This is a genomic window from Pseudooceanicola spongiae (genome assembly GCF_014899185.1).
Classification (GTDB): Bacteria; Pseudomonadota; Alphaproteobacteria; order Rhodobacterales; family Rhodobacteraceae; genus Pseudooceanicola; species Pseudooceanicola spongiae.
In genome coordinates this window covers 1,352,528-1,368,996 of the sequence record NZ_CP045201.1, presented here as the reverse complement: position 1 = coordinate 1,368,996, position 16,469 = coordinate 1,352,528, and the positions used below count along the sequence as shown (strand labels likewise).

At 63.8% G+C, this 16,469-nt stretch carries 13 protein-coding genes; 8 read left to right on the top strand and 5 right to left on the bottom strand.

Annotation, left to right across the window (positions count from 1 at the left end):
- The first annotated feature begins 62 nt into the window (after positions 1–62).
- On the top strand, positions 63–977 hold the full coding sequence (locus tag F3W81_RS06510) for an alpha/beta hydrolase (protein ID WP_193082814.1): 915 nt from the start codon (positions 63–65) through the stop codon (positions 975–977).
- 3 nt (positions 978–980) lie between these two features.
- On the opposite strand, the gene F3W81_RS06505 is transcribed toward F3W81_RS06510, so the two are convergent.
- The gene (locus tag F3W81_RS06505) at positions 981–1,961 is read right to left on the bottom strand and encodes a GlxA family transcriptional regulator (protein WP_193082813.1); all 981 of its coding nucleotides are present in this window, start codon (positions 1,959–1,961) and stop codon (positions 981–983) included.
- 73 nt (positions 1,962–2,034) lie between these two features.
- On the opposite strand from F3W81_RS06505, the gene F3W81_RS06500 reads away from it, so the two are divergent.
- The 7 genes from F3W81_RS06500 to F3W81_RS06470 all read left to right on the top strand — a co-directional run bounded on the left by F3W81_RS06500 (position 2,035) and on the right by F3W81_RS06470 (position 11,564).
- A complete protein-coding gene (locus tag F3W81_RS06500; protein WP_193082812.1) occupies positions 2,035–2,955 on the top strand; it encodes a BKACE family enzyme in 921 nt (306 codons plus the stop codon).
- Positions 2,952–4,415 (top strand): carnitine 3-dehydrogenase, encoded by a 1,464-nt coding sequence (locus F3W81_RS06495; RefSeq protein ID WP_193082811.1) that lies wholly within the window; start codon positions 2,952–2,954, stop codon positions 4,413–4,415. The genes F3W81_RS06500 and F3W81_RS06495 overlap by 4 nt, the downstream gene beginning before the upstream one ends.
- Entirely contained in the window at positions 4,412–6,400 is a 1,989-nt protein-coding gene (locus tag F3W81_RS06490) for a CocE/NonD family hydrolase (protein ID WP_193082810.1), read from the top strand. The genes F3W81_RS06495 and F3W81_RS06490 overlap by 4 nt, the downstream gene beginning before the upstream one ends.
- Before the next feature lie 137 nt (positions 6,401–6,537).
- Positions 6,538–8,127 (top strand): ABC transporter substrate-binding protein, encoded by a 1,590-nt coding sequence (locus F3W81_RS06485; RefSeq protein ID WP_193082809.1) that lies wholly within the window; start codon positions 6,538–6,540, stop codon positions 8,125–8,127.
- 67 nt (positions 8,128–8,194) lie between these two features.
- The gene (locus tag F3W81_RS06480; RefSeq protein WP_193083680.1) at positions 8,195–9,112 is read left to right on the top strand and encodes an ABC transporter permease; all 918 of its coding nucleotides are present in this window, start codon (positions 8,195–8,197) and stop codon (positions 9,110–9,112) included.
- The gene (locus F3W81_RS06475; RefSeq protein WP_193082808.1) at positions 9,109–9,924 is read left to right on the top strand and encodes an ABC transporter permease; all 816 of its coding nucleotides are present in this window, start codon (positions 9,109–9,111) and stop codon (positions 9,922–9,924) included. The genes F3W81_RS06480 and F3W81_RS06475 overlap by 4 nt, the downstream gene beginning before the upstream one ends.
- Positions 9,921–11,564 (top strand): ABC transporter ATP-binding protein, encoded by a 1,644-nt coding sequence (locus F3W81_RS06470; RefSeq protein WP_407692463.1) that lies wholly within the window; start codon positions 9,921–9,923, stop codon positions 11,562–11,564. Before F3W81_RS06475 ends, F3W81_RS06470 begins: the two co-directional genes overlap by 4 nt.
- Before the next feature lie 137 nt (positions 11,565–11,701).
- Here F3W81_RS06470 and xylA read toward each other — a convergent pair whose 3' ends face one another.
- From xylA to xylF, 4 genes are all read right to left on the bottom strand, one after another.
- The gene (gene xylA / locus F3W81_RS06465; protein WP_193082807.1) at positions 11,702–13,003 is read right to left on the bottom strand and encodes a xylose isomerase; all 1,302 of its coding nucleotides are present in this window, start codon (positions 13,001–13,003) and stop codon (positions 11,702–11,704) included.
- Between the two features lie 101 nt (positions 13,004–13,104).
- Entirely contained in the window at positions 13,105–13,854 is a 750-nt protein-coding gene (locus F3W81_RS06460) for an ATP-binding cassette domain-containing protein (RefSeq protein ID WP_193082806.1), read from the bottom strand.
- Entirely contained in the window at positions 13,855–15,153 is a 1,299-nt protein-coding gene (locus F3W81_RS06455; protein ID WP_193082805.1) for a sugar ABC transporter permease, read from the bottom strand.
- Positions 15,154–15,302: 149 nt separating this feature from the next.
- Positions 15,303–16,331 carry a D-xylose ABC transporter substrate-binding protein gene (gene xylF, locus F3W81_RS06450; RefSeq protein ID WP_193082804.1) on the bottom strand — a complete coding sequence of 343 codons (1,029 nt, stop codon included), beginning with the start codon at positions 16,329–16,331 and terminating at the stop codon, positions 15,303–15,305.
- Positions 16,332–16,469: the final 138 nt, after the last annotated feature.

The window sequence follows — 16,469 nt, the reverse complement described above, 5'->3', positions numbered from 1 at the left end:
GCTTGTCTGCAAATCGCCACCGTGAAACCTATGGGCAGGCAAGACAGCGAAAGGGCGCGGACATGACCGACCAATCTCAAAGACCGACGGAAACTGAGATCCTTGAGTTCATTGCGCAATGTGATGCGTTCTATCCCGAGGGCGCGACTGATGCCACGATTGCACAGCAGCGGACGTGGTACGATGCGCTCTGCGCGGCCTTCTCGGCCACGGCGGCCTCGGTGACGTGGATTGATGACGTCGTGGGAGGGCAGGTGCCTGTGCGCCGCTACACGCCGCAGGTTTTGCGCTCAGATGTGCATCTGCTGTATATCCACGGCGGCGGCTTTGTTGTCGGCTCGCTCGACAGTCACCACGCGATATGTGCCGAGATTTCGGAGGGTGTCGGTGCGCGTCTGACAGCTGTCGATTACCGGCTCGCTCCGGAGCATCTGTGGCCTGCGCAGATCGACGACTGCGATCTGGTACTGAAAGATCTGCTCAGCACCGGGCAGCAGGTCGTCGTCATCGGTGACAGTGCGGGGGGCACGCTGGCCGCCGGTCTGGCGCGACGGGTCGCGCGCGAAGGTCGGGCGGGTCTGCGCGGACAGGCGCTGATTTATCCGGGACTTGGCGGCGACCTTGGGCGTGGGTCCTACGTCAGCATGGCGCAGGCACCTGGGCTGAGCACGGCGGACGTCCGGTTCTACCGCGATCTGCTGGGCGCACCGGAAGGGGATGCTGAGGCGCAGCCCCTCAGCGCCGGGGAGTATGCGGGTCTGGCCCCGGCCTATGTGACGGGGGCGTTTTTCGATCCGCTGCATGATGACGCCGCCGATTATGCGGTGGCCCTGATCCGGGCCGGGGTCGAGGCTTGGTTTCGCAGTGAGCCGCAGATGATCCACTCCTGGCTGCGTGCCCGGCACATGAGCCCCGGTGCGGCGGAGGGCTTTGCCGTCCTGATCGCGGCGGTGCGACATCTGTCTGGCGTGCGCTAAGAGTTATCTCAGGGCGGACGGGGGCTTGCCGAAGCGGGTGGTGAAGGCCCGGCTCAGGGCCGATTGCGCGGAAAACCCGCAGCGCAGCGCAACCTCCGCCAGCGGGTGGCGGGTATCGGTCACCATGCGCCGCGCGGCTTGCAGGCGCAGCTCCAGCGCATATTGTCCGGGGCCCATGCCGATTTCTGTTGCGAACAATCGCTGCAGGCGGCGCAGCGGAACACCGATGGCACGAGCAGTCCGTGCGGCGGTTTCGGGCTGGTCAATCAGCATCTCCATGCGGGCAATGGCGGCCGCGACGCGCGGATCCCCGCCTGAGCGTCGTCCACTGGCGATGGCGGCAAGCTGGCTTTCCTCTCCCGCGCGGCGCGAGGTGATGAAGGTGCCGGCGACCTGCATGGCCAGGGCCGCGCCATGGCGTGCCGCGATCAGCTCCAGCATCAGATCCTGCGCCGGGCCAGCCCCGGCTGCACTGGCACAGGTCTGGGTGATCAGATAGCGGTCAGGCACCAGCGTCACTTCGGGAAAGGTGGCGGCGAAATCTTCAAGATCCTCCCAGTGGGTGGTCACGCGGCAGCCATCCAGCAACCCGGTGCCGGCCAGCAACCAGGCGCCGCTGTCGACAGTCATCATCATCTCGGCGCGGGTGGCGGCATGGCGCAGGTCATGCAGCAGCCCGCGTTGCGCCATGTCGGGCGCGCCGTACCCCGCCAGCACGAGCAGCACAGCGCCCTGCGTCTGCTCCAGTGCGCAATCGGCAGGCAGATGAATGCCAAAGGTCAGCGCCACCGGACTGCCGTCGACAGAGACGATCCGCCAGCGAAATGCCTGCCGCCCAAGGTGCCGGTTTGCAGCGCGCAGCGGGTCGATCACGGATCCCAGGGTCAGCAGAGAGGCTTGCGGCATCACCAGCACATCCAGCTGCAGCATGTCATTGGCACCGCTGTGCGGACTGAGGGTAAAAATATTGGCGCGATGTGTCATGGAATGTGCATATATCGTCAAATGTGCCGTGGCAAATCAGCTACGCTCGGGGCCAATACGGATAGGAGTTTCCATGCCACTGGCCGCCAATAAAGACGTTTTCATCACCTGTGCCGTCACCGGATCGGGCGCGACGCAGGATCGCAGCCCGCATGTACCACGCTCGCCCCAGCAGATTGCCGAGAGCGCCATCGCGGCGGCCAAGGCAGGTGCGGCGATTGTGCATTGCCACGTCCGCGACCCCGAAACCGGCGCGCCGTCCCGCGATCCGGCGATGTTCCGCGAAGTGACGGAGCGCATCCGCGACAGCGACACGGATGTCGTGCTGAACCTGACCGCCGGGATGGGCGGCGACATCGTCTTTGGCGGGGTCGAGGCGCCCTTTCCGGTGAATGCCGCCGCCAGTGACATGGTCGGCGCGACCGAACGGATGCTGCATATCGCCGACTGCCTGCCCGAGATCTGCACGCTGGATTGCGGCACGATGAATTTTGCCGAAGCCGACTACGTCATGACCAACACGCCCGGGATGCTGCGCGCCATGGGTGGCATGATGACGGCGCTTGGCGTCAAGCCCGAGATCGAAGCCTTTGATACCGGCCACCTGTGGTTTGCCAAGCAGCTGGTGGAGGAGGGCACGCTGACCTCGCCCGCGCTGGTGCAGCTGTGCATGGGGGTACCGTGGGGTGCCCCGAACGACATGAATACCTTCATGGCGATGGTGAACAACGTGCCGCAGGACTGGACATGGTCGGCGTTCACACTGGGGCGCGACCAGATGAACTATGTCGCGGCGTCGGTGTTGGCGGGCGGCAATGTGCGGGTCGGTCTGGAGGATAACCTCTGGCTGGCGAAGGGGCAGCTGGCGACCAACGCGCAGCTGGTCGAGCGCGCCGTGACGATCATCGAGGCGATGGGGTCGCGGGTCATGGGGCCTGCCGCCGTGCGCGAAAAGCTGGGTCTGACCAAGCGCGCGCCGAAGGTGGCAGCATGAAGGCGGCGATCATTGGCGGCGGGGTCATCGGTGGCGGCTGGGCCGCCCGGTTCCTGCTGAACGGCTGGGATGTCGCGGTTTTCGACCCTGATCCACAGGCCGCGCGCAAGATTGGCGAAGTGCTGGCAAATGCCCGTGCCACGCTGCCGCAGCTCTCCGACACCGGCCTGCCGGCTGAGGGGACGTTGAGCTTTGCCAGTTCCGTGGCCGAGGCGGTGACGGGCGCGTCCTACATTCAGGAGAGCGTCTCGGAGCAACTGGCGCTGAAACATCGCGTCTTCGCCGAAATTCAGGCTGCCGCGCCGGATGCACCGCTCGGCTCCTCGACCTCGGGCTTCAAGCCGTCGGAACTGCAACAGGGCGCAACCAACCCCGGCGTGATCTTCGTCGCGCATCCGTTCAACCCGGTCTACCTGTTGCCACTGGTCGAGATCGTGCCCTCTGCTGCCAACACTGCTGACTTCACCGGCGGCGTGCTGGAGCTGCTGCGCGACATCGGGATGTTTCCGCTGCAGGTCCGCAAGGAGATCGACGCGCATATCGGCGACCGCTTGCTTGAGGCGCTCTGGCGTGAGGCGCTCTGGCTGGTCAAGGACGGCATCGCCACCACGGAGGAAATCGACGACGTCATCCGCATGAGTTTCGGCCTTCGCTGGGCGCAGATGGGCCTGTTCGAGACCTATCGCATTGCAGGCGGCGAGGCGGGCATGAAGCACTTCATGGAACAGTTCGGCCCCGCGCTGGCCTGGCCCTGGACCAAGCTGATGGATGTCCCCGAGTTCACCGAGGAGCTGGTTGACCTGATCGCAGGCCAGTCCGACGCGCAGTCCGGACACCACTCGATCCGCGATCTGGAGCGCATCCGGGACGGCAACCTTGTGGCATTCCTGCGGTCTCTCAAAGACCGTGACTGGGGGGCGGGCAAGGTCTTCAACGACCACGACCGCAGACTGGCCCTGCAAGCCGAGACGACAAAAGCGACCTCGGCTATTCCAGAGGCGACAAAGCTGGTGGTGCTTCCGAGCTGGATTGACTACAACGGCCACATGACGGAAAGCCGCTATCTGTTCGCGGGGTCGCAGATCGTCGATGCCTTTCTCGCCCGGATCGGGGCAGGGCTCGACTACGTGGCCGCGGGACACAGCTATTACACAGCCGAAACCCACATCCGCCATCTGGGCGAGGCAAAACTGGGTGCGCATCTGACCGGAACGGTGCAGGTGCTGAGCCATGACGACAAGCGCCTGCATATCTGGATGTCCCTGACCCGCGATGACGACGGGGCAGACGTTGCGACCATCGAACAGATGCTACTGCATGTCGACATGGCTGCGGGGCACACCTGTGCGGCGGATGCCTCCGTCCTCACGACACTTGATGAGATCGCCACGGCCCAAGCCGATCTGCCGCGCCCTGCGGCAGCCGGACGGCACGTTGGCCAGCGCAGGGATACTGCATGACGATACGAACCGAGTTTCCATATCCTGTCACTGAAACGCCCGACCTCTGGATTCCCCTTGCCGATGGTACCAGATTGGTGGCGCGGCTTTGGATGCCCGAGGGGGCAGGGCCCGTGCCTGCGGTGCTGGAGTTTCTGCCCTATCGGCGGCGCGACGGTACCACGGCGCGCGATGCGCTGACCCATCCCTATCTCGCCGGTCACGGCTATGCCTGCCTGCGCGTCGACATGCGCGGCAATGGCGACAGCGACGGGCTGATGGAGGATGAATACAGCGCTCAGGAACTGGCTGACGCCTGCGAGGTCATCTCCTGGATCGCGGCGCAGGACTGGTGCAGTGGCAATGTCGGTATGATGGGGATCAGCTGGGGCGGGTTCAACTCGCTTCAGGTGGCCGCACTCCAGCCGCCCGCGCTGAAGGCGATCATCACGCTGTGTTCCACGGTCGACCGGTATGCCGATGATATCCACTACAAGGGCGGCTGCCTGCTGAATGAAAACCTCGGCTGGGCGGGGACCATGTGGTCCTATTCGTCGCGTCCGCCTGATCCTGCCATGCGCGCCGACTGGCGCGAGGAATGGCTCAAGCGCCTCGACGCGCAGCCGTTTCTGGCGACCACCTGGCTGAACCATCAGCGCCGCGATGCCTATTGGCAGCACGGCTCTGTCTGCGAGGATTTCGGTGCGATCAAGGCGGCGGTCATGGCCGTCGGCGGCTGGGGCGACAGCTACAAGAACGCCGTGCCACAACTGGTTGAAAACATTGAGGGACCGGTGCGCGGAATCGTTGGACCCTGGGTGCACAAATACCCGCACTTCGCGGTGCCGGAGCCGCGCATCGGTTTCCTGCAGGAAGCGCTGCGCTGGTGGGATCAGCACCTCAAGGGTGTCGACACCGGCGTAGCCGAAGAACCCGCCTATGCCGCCTATCTGATGGACGGCGTGCGCCCTGCGACCTGGTATGCAACGCGCCCGGGGCGTTGGGTGACGGAAGCCGAATGGCCCTCCGCCAACATCGAAAACCGCGTGATGGATCTGTCGGAGCAGGGACTGGGCAAGGGCGCTGGCGCGCTGGACCTGCCGCTCGCCTCGCCGCAGCATTGCGGTGCGCAGGGTGGTGAGTTCTGTGCCATCTGGCTGGGGCCGGAAATGCCCGGCGACCAGCGCGCGGATGACGCTCTGTCCCTGTGCTTTGATACCGCGCCTCTGCCGCAGACCGATATCCTCGGCGCGCCGTCGCTGCGTCTGAAGCTGCGCGCCGACACGCCCGCAGGCCAGGTCGCGGTGCGGCTGAACCACGTCCACCCCGATGGCGCCTCGACGCGGATCAGCTGGGGTGTGCTGAACCTGACGCACCACACCTCCCATGCCGATCCGCAGGCACTCACCCCGGGCGCGGAGTTTGAGATCACCCTCGCGCTCGATCACATCGCCTATCGCCTGCCTGAGGGGCACAAGCTGCGTGTTGCCGTGTCTTCCGCCTACTGGCCGATGATCTGGCCTGCGCCCGAGGCGACCACTCTGACGTTGAGCGAAGGGGCCCTGACGTTGCCGGTCCGTCCCACCGCGCAGGGCGATGAGATCACCTTTGCCGAAGCGGAGAGTGCTGCGCCTCTGAAAGAAGAGACCCTGCGCCCCGCCGCGCATGTGCGCCGCAGCGAGACCGATCATCAGACCGGCACCGTTGCATTGGTAATCGAGGATGACTTCGGCAAAAGCCGCAACGGCGATCATGGCTTGATTGCCGGGTCGATCGCGCGCGAGCGCTGGACGATCCACCCGGACGATCCGCTGTCGGCCCGCGGCTGGACCCACTGGACGCAGGAGCTTGAACGCGACGGAATCCGTCTGCGCACCGAAGCGGTGCAGGAAATGTGGTGCGACTCGTCGCACTTTTATCTGACCGGCCGCATCGAAGCATGGCAGGACGATGTTCTGATCTATGAGCGGAATGTCGAAGATGAGGTGCGCCGCGACCATCTGTGAGCCTGAAACGAGATTTTTTTGCACGGCTGAGCAAAAAATCGTTGCGTCTGTGACAGGATGCCTCAGTTTATTGACCAGTCAATTAAGAACCATGCGGCGCAATTTGTGACCGTGTGACCATCCGGGAGAACCAAGACATGAACGACGAACTCCGCTACATGCTGGCACGTACTGTGCAGGGCAAGATGAACCGCCGTAACTTCCTTGGACGTGCTGCCGCTGTCGGCCTGACCGCCGCTGCTGCGAACACGATGCTGGCGACGGGCCTCAAGGCTCAGACACCGCAAAAGGGTGGCGTGCTGAAGATCGGGATGCAGGGGGGCGGCTCGACCGACTCCCTTGATCCGGCGCTGGCGGCCAACCAGGTGACCTTCCAGCTGCTCAAGCTGTTCGGTGATCCGCTGGTCGAGCTGGACCCCAAGGGCGGCCCCGTGCAGATGCGTCTTGCCGAAGCGGTGGAAAGCACCCCCGACGCCAAGCAATGGACCTTCAAGATCCGCAAGGGCATCAAGTTCCACAATGGCAAGGATCTGACCCCGGACGACGTTCTGGCGACGCTGAAACGCCACTCGGACGAGAACTCGAAATCCGGCGCGCTTGGCGTGATGCAGGGCATCGAGTCCATGAAGGTCGATGGCGACAATGTCGTGGTCAGCCTGACCGAGGCCAACGCCGACCTGCCGTATCTGATGGCCGACTATCACCTCGTGATCGAGCCCAATGGCGGCATGGATGATCCCGCATCCGGCATCGGCACCGGCGCCTACAAGGTCATGGTGAACGAGCCCGGCGTGCGCTACGTCTTTGAAAAGTTCGACGAATACTGGGACGAGAGCCAGGGTCACTTTGCTGGCGTCGAGATTCTGGTGATCAACGACAACACCGCGCGCACCTCGGCGCTGCAGTCGGGCCAGATCCACGTCGCCAACCGGATTGACCCCAAAGTTGCCGGCCTGATGGGCCGCGCCCCGAGCATCGACGTCAAGAACGTCTCCGGCAAGGGCCACTACGTCTTCATCATGCATTGCAACACGGCGCCGTTTGACAACAACGACCTGCGTCTGGCGCTGAAATACGCGATCAACCGTCAGGAAATGGTCGACAAGGTGCTGCAGGGCTACGGGACCATCGGCAACGACTTCCCGATCAACGCTTCCTATCCGCTGTTCGACGACAGCATCGAGCAGCGCACCTATGATCCCGACAAGGCGGCCTTCCACTACAAGAAGTCCGGCCATGACGGCACACCGATCGTGATGCGCACATCTGATGTGGCGTTCTCGGGCGCGCTCGACGCCTCGGCGCTGTTCCAGCAGACCGCAAAGGCCTCCGGCATCCCGCTGGAGATCAAGCGCGAACCCGGCGATGGCTACTGGTCCGACGTCTGGAACGTGCAGCCCTTCTGCGCCTCTTACTGGGGTGGCCGTCCGGTGCAGGATCAGATGTATTCGACCGCCTATCTGTCGACGGCCGACTGGAACGATACCCGCTTCGACAACCCTGCCTTCGACAAGTTGCTGGTCGAGGCCAAGGGCGAGCTGGACCAGGCGAAGCGCAAGGAAATGTACAGCCAGATGGCCTACATGGTGCGCGACGAAGGTGGGGTTATCCTGCCGATGTTCAACGACTTCATCTGTGCCATCACGACCGATGTGCAGGGCTGGGTCGAAGATCCCAACCAGGATCTGATGAACGGTCTGGTCGCACACAAGTGCTGGTTTGCCTGAGGCAGGGATCTTGATCAAATCCATCATTGGACACCCCGTTGTCCTGCTGGTGGCCCATCGCATTGCGATGGGCCTCTTGCTCCTCTTCGCCGCCTCGCTGCTGATCTTTGCGGGAACGCAAATCCTGCCCGGCGACGTCGCACAATCCATCCTCGGGCAATCCGCGACGCCACAGGCTCTGGCAAACCTGCGGGCTGAGCTGGGTCTGAACGAGCCGGCGGTCACGCGCTACATTTCCTGGCTTGTGGGGGCCCTGCACGGCGATCTGGGCACTGCGCTGACCAATGGTCAGGACATTGCCGATGCCATGGGCCGCCGTCTGGGGAACACGCTGTTTCTGGCCGGATGTGCCGCCATCATTGCCGTGCCGCTGGCTCTGACGCTCGGCCTCGTCTCGGTGCGCTATCAGGGGCGCTGGCCCGACAAGGTGATCTCGGCTGTCACGCTGGCCTCTGTCTCCGTTCCCGAATTTCTGCTTGGCTATATCGTCATGTTCATCATGGCGGTGCGTCTGCACGCCTTTCCCTCGGTTTCCACAGTCTACGACAGCATGTCCCTGCTGGAGCGGCTGAATGCCATTGCTCTGCCGGTGACAGTGCTGGTGCTGGTGGTGCTGGGGCATATGATGCGCATGACCCGCGCCGCGATCCTTAACGTGATGCAATCGGCCTATATCGAAACGGCTGAGCTGAAGGGCATGCGCCCGTTCCGCATCATCTGGCGCCATGCGCTGCCCAATGCCATCGCGCCTGTCGTCAACGTCGTCATGCTGAACCTTGCCTACCTTGTCGTCGGCGTCGTCGTGGTCGAGGTGGTCTTTGTCTATCCCGGCATGGGCCAGTACCTTGTCGATCACGTGGCCAAGCGCGACGTGCCGGTGGTGCAGGCCTGCGGGCTGGTGTTCGCCGCCGTCTACATCGGTCTGAACATGATTGCCGATGTCGTTTCCATTCTCGCCAACCCACGCTTGAGGCACCCTAAATGAGCCGTATTCCCCTCTCCGCCCTGATCGGGATGGTGGTGACCGCGGCCTATTTCCTTGCCGCGATCTTCGCCGATGTCATCTCTCCCTACGGATATGCCGAAGTGGTCGGCAACGTCTGGGACCCTGTCTCAGCCGAGCATTGGCTGGGCACCGACTCCATCGGGCGCGACCTGCTGAGCCGGATGATCTACGGTGGCCAGATCACCATCTTTGTGGCCGCCGCCGCGACCGTACTGGCCTTTGCCACCGGCGCCTTCTTCGGCTTTCTGGCTGCCGTTTCAGGTGGTTGGGTCGATCAGGTGCTGTCGCGTCTGGTCGATCTGCTGATGTCGATTCCGGCGCTGATCCTGGCGCTGGTGATCCTGTCGGTGCTGCCCGTGTCGATCCCCGTGCTGATCGGCGTCATGGGCCTGATCGAGTCGACCCGCGTCTATCGCCTGTCGCGCGCCGTCGCCGTTGACGTCGCCGTCATGGATTATGTCGAGGCTGCGCGGCTGCGCGGCGAGGGCACGATCTGGGTGATCTTCCGTGAAATTCTGCCGAACGCTCTGTCGCCTCTGGTGGCTGAGGCCGGTCTGCGCTTCATCTTCATGGTGCTGTTCATCTCGACCCTGTCATTCCTTGGTCTTGGTGTGCAACCGCCGCTGGCCGACTGGGGCGGCATCGTGAAGGAGAACAAGGAGGGGATCGTCTACGGCATTCCCGCCGCGCTGATCCCGGCGGTCGCCATCGCCACGCTGGCCATTTCGGTCAACCTCGTGGCGGATTGGGTGCTGACCCGCACCTCCAGCCTGAAAGGAGGCCGCGGATGAGCGACATTGAAAAGCCGGTTCTGGAAATCCGGAACCTGAAGATCGAAGCGACCAGCTATCCCCCCGGCGAAGCGCCGCAGGACATCACCATTGTCGAGGGCGTTTCGCTGACCCTCGCCAAGGGCAAGGTCATGGGGCTGATCGGGGAATCCGGCGCGGGCAAGTCGACGATCGGTTTGTCTTCAATGGCTTACGGTCGTGGAGGCGTGCGCATCACCGGGGGTGAGGTGCTGGTCAACGGCGTCGATATCCTCAAGGGGGGCGCGGGTGCCCTGCGCAAGCTGCGTGGCAAGACGGTGACCTATGTGTCGCAGTCTGCCGCGGCCTCCTTCAACCCGGCGCGCAAGCTGATGGATCAGGTGATCGAGACGTCACTGGCCATGGGCGTCGCGCGCTCGGAGGCGGAGGCGCGGGCCGTTGCGCTGTTTGAAAAGCTTGGCCTGCCATCGCCGAAGACCATCGGCAGCCGCTATCCGCACCAGGTCTCGGGCGGGCAGTTGCAACGGGTCATGACCGCCATGGCGCTGTGTCCTCAGCCCGAGCTGGTGGTGTTCGACGAACCGACCACCGCGCTGGACGTGACGACACAGATCGACGTGCTGGCGGCGATCAAGGAAGCGATCCGCGATACCGGTGTCGGCGCGCTCTATATCACCCACGATCTGGCGGTCGTGGCGCAGGTCTCGGACGAGATTATGGTGCTGCGTCATGGACATATGGTTGAACATGGCACCGCTCAGCGGATCATCCATGACCCGCAGGAAGACTATACCCGTGACCTCGTTTCAGTGCGTCAGGTGAATCATGCGGAAAAGCCCGCCGTGGGCGAGGCCGTGCTGAAGATCAACGACATTTCGGCGCGCTACAGCGGGCTGAAATTCGACGTTCTCAAGCAGGTTTCGGTGGAACTGACAGCCGGTCAGACGCTGGCTGTAGTGGGCGAAAGCGGGTCGGGGAAATCGACCTTAGCCCGTGTAATCACTGGGCTTTTGCCGCCCAACGGGGGCTCTATCGAGTTCTGCGGGCGCACCCTTTCGCCGGCGCTGAAGGGGCGGTCCAAGGATGATCTGCGCGAGCTGCAGATGATCTACCAGATGGCCGATACGGCGATGAATCCGCGCCAGACTGTCGCCTCGATCATCGGGCGGCCGCTGGAGTTCTATTTCGGCCTGAAAGGCGCGGCCAAACGCAAGCGGGTGCAGGAGCTGCTGGACGAGATCGAGCTGGGCGAGGGCTTTGCCGACCGCTATCCGGCGGAATTGTCGGGCGGACAGAAACAGCGGGTCTGTATCGCGCGCGCTCTGGCGGCGAAGCCCAAGCTGATCATCTGTGACGAGGTGACCTCGGCGCTGGATCCGCTTGTTGCGGATGGTATCCTCAAGCTGTTGTTAAACCTGCAGAAAGAGGAGGGGGTTGCCTACCTCTTCATCACCCACGATCTGGCGACGGTGAAGGCCATCGCCGACAAGATTGCGGTGATGTATCGCGGCAAGGTGGTGCGCTATGGCAACCGCGAAGAGGTGCTGTCTCCGCCCTTTGACGACTATACCGACCTGCTGCTGTCCTCGGTTCCCGAGATGCGGCTGGGCTGGCTGGAAGAGGTCATTGCGCATCGCAAGATGGATGCGGGCGGCGAATAAACCCCGCCCCTGGCAGATACGAAAAGGGCCGCCCCGAGGGGTGGCCCTTTTGCTTTTCAGCGCCAAATCGGCATGTCGGTATTGCGTCGGTATCTGAACGGTAACTGAACGGTGCGATTTTCGGCGTGGGTGCCCGCTTACATGTAGCGGTTGACCAGATTCTCCAGACGCTCCTGACGGCCCGAGCGCGGCTCGGGGTTGATGCCCTCGGCCATGACGCGGTCGGTGATGCTGTCGAGGTCGCTGGTCAGCATGGCCTTGGCGGTGTCGGTGTCCCAGCCGGCGTAACGGGCGTCACGGGCGGCCTCCAGCTTGCCGTCTTCCAGCATCTTGGCGGCGGCTTTCAGACCGGCGGCGCAGGCATCCATGCCACCGACATGGGCGAGGATCAGATCCTCGGCGTCGAGGGACTGACGGCGCAGCTTGGCATCGAAGTTGGTGCCGCCGGTGGTGAAGCCCCCGGCGCGCAGCACCTCGTAATAGGCCATCGCCATTTCGGGCACGTTGTTGGGGAACTGGTCGGTGTCCCAGCCGGACTGGTAGTCGTTGCGGTTCATGTCGATCGAGCCGAAAATCCCCAGCGCGCGGGCCATGGCAAGTTCGTGTTCGAACGAGTGACCGGCCAGAATGGCGTGGCCCTGTTCGACGTTGACCTTCACTTCACCTTCAAGCCCGAATTCCTTGAGGAAGCCGTAAACCGTGGCGACGTCGTAGTCGTACTGGTGCTTGGTCGGCTCCTGCGGTTTCGGTTCGATCAGGATGGCGCCGTCAAAGCCGATCTTGTGCTTGTAGTCGACGACCATCTGCAGGAAGCGCCCGGCATGGGCACGTTCGCGGGAGAGGTCGGTGTTCAGCAGCGTCTCGTAGCCCTCACGGCCGCCCCAGAGGACGTAGTTTTCGCCGCCGAGCTGTTTCGTCGCGTCCATGCAGGTTTTCACGGTCGCGGCAGAGAAGGCGAAGACATCGGGGTCGGGGTTGGTGGCAGCCCCGGACATGAAGCGACGGTTCGAGAACAGGTTCGCCGTGCCCCAGAGCAGCTTGACGCCGGTTGCGGCCTGCTTTTCCTCGAAGTAGTCGACGATTTCGCGCAGGGCTTTGGTGTTTTCCTCGAAGCTGTTGCCCTCGGGGCGGACATCAGCGTCGTGGAAGCAATAGTAGGGCACGCCGAGGATCTGGAACATCTCGAACGCCACATCGGCCTTGAGTTTGGCCAGCGCCATGGTGTCGCCGAACCAGGGGCGTTCAAACGTCTGGCCGCCGAAGGGGTCGCCACCGGGCCACGCAAAGCTGTGCCAATAGGCAGCGGCAAAGCGCAGGTGGTCCTTCAGCGGCTTGCCCATGACCACTTCGTCGGGGTTGTAGTGGCGGAAGGCGAAGTCGTTGTCGCTGTCGGGGCCTTCGTATTTGATGGCCGGGATATCTTTGAAAAAGTCGCTCATGTCGTGTCCTTCAGGCAGGTCTGGAAGGGGCGCGCCGGGGAGGGCGGGCGCGCCCGGGGTAAACTGGGGGTGGTCGTGCCGCGGTGTCAGGCGGCAGTCTCTCAGGCGGCAGCTTTGGGGTTCTTGCCCATGATGATCATCGACAGGATGTCATCTTCGGTCACGTCCTCGACCCGCTCGGTGCCGACGACCTGACCGTTCTTCATCACCGAGACACGGTCGCACAGCTCCATCATCTCGCGCGTGTCGTGGCTGATCAGAAAGATGCCGAGGCCCTGTTTCTTCAGCTCGGTGATCAGGTCCGCGACCATCTTGGTTTCGTGCACGCCGAGGGCAGCGGTGGGTTCGTCCATGATCAGCACCTGCGCCTTGAAATAGACGGCGCGGGCGATGGCGACGGACTGGCGCTGACCACCCGAGAGGGCCGAGACCGGCTCCTTGAGCTTTTTGAAGTTGGGGTTGAGGCGCGCCATGATCTTGCGCGTCTCGGCCTCCTGCTTGGAATCGTTGACGAAGCCCATGGCGGTGGTCAGCTCGCGCCCCAGAAACAGGTTCGAAGCGGCGTCGAGGTTATCGGCCAGCGCAAGCGTCTGGTAGATCGTCTCGATGCTGTTGGCGCGGGCGTCGCGGGGCGAGTTGATCTCGCACTTCTTGCCGTTGATCCAGATCTCGCCGGAGTCGGCCTTGTAGGCCCCGGAGAGGATCTTGATCAGGGTGGATTTGCCGGCACCGTTGTGCCCCAGCAGGCCGACGACCTCGCCGGGGTAGAGATCGATGCTGACGTCATCGACCGCACGGACACCGCCGAAAGAGAGCGAGATGTTCTTCATCTGGACAAGGGGGGTGGTCATTCACTTGGCTCCCGTACGCTTGCGGTATTCGATGTCGACCCAGACGGCGAAGACGAGGACTGCGCCGACGACGATGTTCTGGTAGGGCGCGTCGACGCCAACCATGGCCATGCCCGATTGCAGCGACTGCATGATCAGCGCGCCGAAGATGGCGCCGTAGATCGTGCCGATGCCGCCCGAAAGGGCCGTGCCCCCGATGACGGCGGCGGCGATGACGCGGAGTTCGTCCAGCGTGCCGATGTCGTTGGTGTGATAGCCGAGGCGGGCCGAGGCGACGACACCACCAAGGGCGCAGAGCACGCCGACGATGGCGAAGATCTTGACCGTCAGCAGGCGGGTGTTGATGCCCGAGAGGCTGGCGGCGTCGGGGTTGCCGCCCGTGGCGAAGATATAGCGGCCAAGCCGGGTGCGGGTGGCGACGATGGTCATGATGACGGCGACGGCGATCAGCAGCAGCACCGAGTAGGGGATGCCGTAGGCGACGTTGCAGTTGTCGGGGCTGGCGCAGCCGTAGGCGGCGAAGTCACGTGCCACGACGCGCGAGGGCAGCTCATAGGCGTTCAGCACCGCGACGAAGCCGAGGATGGCGCCGATGGTCAGGGCGATGACGACAGCTTCGGCCCAGAGCGGCTTGACCGGGAACTCATGCGCGACGCGGGCGCGCCGGGCCGACCAGATGCCAGCGGCGGCGGCGAGGGCCGCGAGGGCTCCGACGATCCAGCTGAGACCCCAGCCGAGCGTGCCGGTGATGCCGCCGAACAGGATGTAGGTGTCATCGAGCGGCCCGATGGTCTGACCGTCGGTCAGGTACCAGGCTACGTTGCGCCAGATCAGCAGACCGCCCAGCGTCACGATGAACGCCGGGATGCCGCGATAGCCGATCAGCCAGCCCTGCGCGGCGCCAATGACGGCACCGGTGATCAGGCCGAGGCCAATGGTGATCCAGGGGATCAGCGGAGAGCCGATCTCAAGCCCCAGAACGCCGGGCAGCCATCGCGTCTGCATCATCGCCATGACGGCGGTACAGGTGGCCAGCAGCGCGCCGACCGACAGGTCGATGTGGCGGGTGACGATGACGAAGACCATGCCGGTCGCCATGATGGCGACGCTGACGGTCTGGATCGTCAGGTTGAAGATATTGCGCGGGGTCAGAAAGCGCCCGTCAGTCCAGACGTTGAACACCAGACAGACGACGAGGAAGGCTCCGATCATCCCCAGCAGGCGGGTGTCGAGGTCGAGTTGCTTGAGGAGGTTGCGCTTGGCGGCGGGGGCCGGATGGGATGGCGTCTTATCAGACATTCGGGCTCCAGAGTAGGACAGCGGCGCGGGCGCGCCGGACGTGCCGGGGAGGGCGGAGGCCACGGAGACCCTAAATGCGGGGCTGCGACATGGCCGTTAAAATGGGGTGGGGTCCGGCCTGCCCGTGGGGGCAGGCCGGGGATGTCAGATCAGTTGCAGGGAGCCGGACCGGCTTCCACGCCCTGGCAGAGCGCGTCCTTGGTGATCCAGCCGGCATCGACAACCGCGGTCAGGTTGTCTTTGGTGATCGGCACGGGGGTCAGGAACTTGGCCGTCATTTCGGTGCCTGCGGGCGAGGTCCAGGTCTGGCCGCCCTCAACTGCCGTCATGTCGTCGCCGTTGCCGGCCAGCATCACGGCAATCTCTGCCGCTGCGGTGCCGAGGTCACGGGCGTCTTTCCAGACCGAGACGGTCTGCGTGCCGAGCGCGACGCGGTTCAGTGCGGCGTGGTCGCCATCCTGACCCGAAACCGGAATGCCTTCCATGCCCTGCGCGGTCAGCGCGGCGATGGCGCCACCGGCGGTGCCGTCGTTGGAGGCGACGACGGCGTCAACCTTGTTGTCGTTGGCGGTCAGGATCTGTTCCATGTTGCGCTGCGCGTTGGCAGGCAGCCAGCCATCGGTATAGGCCTCATCCACGATCTTGATCGCGCCGCTGTCGATGGCGGATTGCAGCACTTCCTGCTGGCCTCCACGCAGGAAATCGGCGTTGGGATCGGTGGGCGAGCCCTTGATCATGACGTAGTTGCCCTCGGGCTGCGCGGCCAGAACGGCACGGGCCTGCATCCGGCCAACCTCGACGTTGTCGAAGGTCAGGTAGAAGGCGCGCTTGTCTTCGATCAGACGGTCATAGGCGACGACCGGGATGCCTTCGTTGGCAGCAGCGTCCACGGCGGGCCCGATCGCATCGGTGTCCTGCGCGAGGATGATCAGAGCGTCAACGCCCTGCGAGATCAGGCTCTCGACGTCCGACAGCTGCTTGGCCGAGGACGATTGCGCATCGGCGGACACATAGGTCGCGCCGGCGGCCTCAAGGGCTTTCTTGATGGCGGCTTCATCGGTCTTCCAGCGCTCCTCCTGGAAGTTCGACCAGCTGACACCGACGGTCAGGTCCTGGGCGAGTGCGGCCGAGTTGAAGCCAGCAACGGCAATCACCGCTGCGAGAATGGATTTATGCATGTTTTCCTCCCGTAAAGTCCCCTCGCCACTGGCGAGAGTCCCGGACCGTTGGCCCAGTGGCGGCAGGATGGCATATTTATTTCATCTGTCAAAATAAAACTTATTGCTTTTCGCCCCCTTTTCCACATTCTTGCGGTT

Coding starts and splice junctions, on each gene's coding strand:
- F3W81_RS06485 (WP_193082809.1), top strand. CDS start 6,538: ATGAACGACGAACTCCGCTACATGCTGGCACGTACTGTGCAGGGCAAG.
- F3W81_RS06495 (WP_193082811.1), top strand. CDS start 2,952: ATGAAGGCGGCGATCATTGGCGGCGGGGTCATCGGTGGCGGCTGGGCC.
- F3W81_RS06510 (WP_193082814.1), top strand. CDS start 63: ATGACCGACCAATCTCAAAGACCGACGGAAACTGAGATCCTTGAGTTC.
- xylA (WP_193082807.1), bottom strand. CDS start 13,003: ATGAGCGACTTTTTCAAAGATATCCCGGCCATCAAATACGAAGGCCCC.
- F3W81_RS06505 (WP_193082813.1), bottom strand. CDS start 1,961: ATGACACATCGCGCCAATATTTTTACCCTCAGTCCGCACAGCGGTGCC.
- F3W81_RS06490 (WP_193082810.1), top strand. CDS start 4,412: ATGACGATACGAACCGAGTTTCCATATCCTGTCACTGAAACGCCCGAC.
- F3W81_RS06455 (WP_193082805.1), bottom strand. CDS start 15,153: ATGTCTGATAAGACGCCATCCCATCCGGCCCCCGCCGCCAAGCGCAAC.
- F3W81_RS06480 (WP_193083680.1), top strand. CDS start 8,195: ATGGGCCTCTTGCTCCTCTTCGCCGCCTCGCTGCTGATCTTTGCGGGA.
- F3W81_RS06500 (WP_193082812.1), top strand. CDS start 2,035: ATGCCACTGGCCGCCAATAAAGACGTTTTCATCACCTGTGCCGTCACC.
- F3W81_RS06470 (WP_407692463.1), top strand. CDS start 9,921: ATGAGCGACATTGAAAAGCCGGTTCTGGAAATCCGGAACCTGAAGATC.
- F3W81_RS06460 (WP_193082806.1), bottom strand. CDS start 13,854: ATGACCACCCCCCTTGTCCAGATGAAGAACATCTCGCTCTCTTTCGGC.
- xylF (WP_193082804.1), bottom strand. CDS start 16,331: ATGCATAAATCCATTCTCGCAGCGGTGATTGCCGTTGCTGGCTTCAAC.
- F3W81_RS06475 (WP_193082808.1), top strand. CDS start 9,109: ATGAGCCGTATTCCCCTCTCCGCCCTGATCGGGATGGTGGTGACCGCG.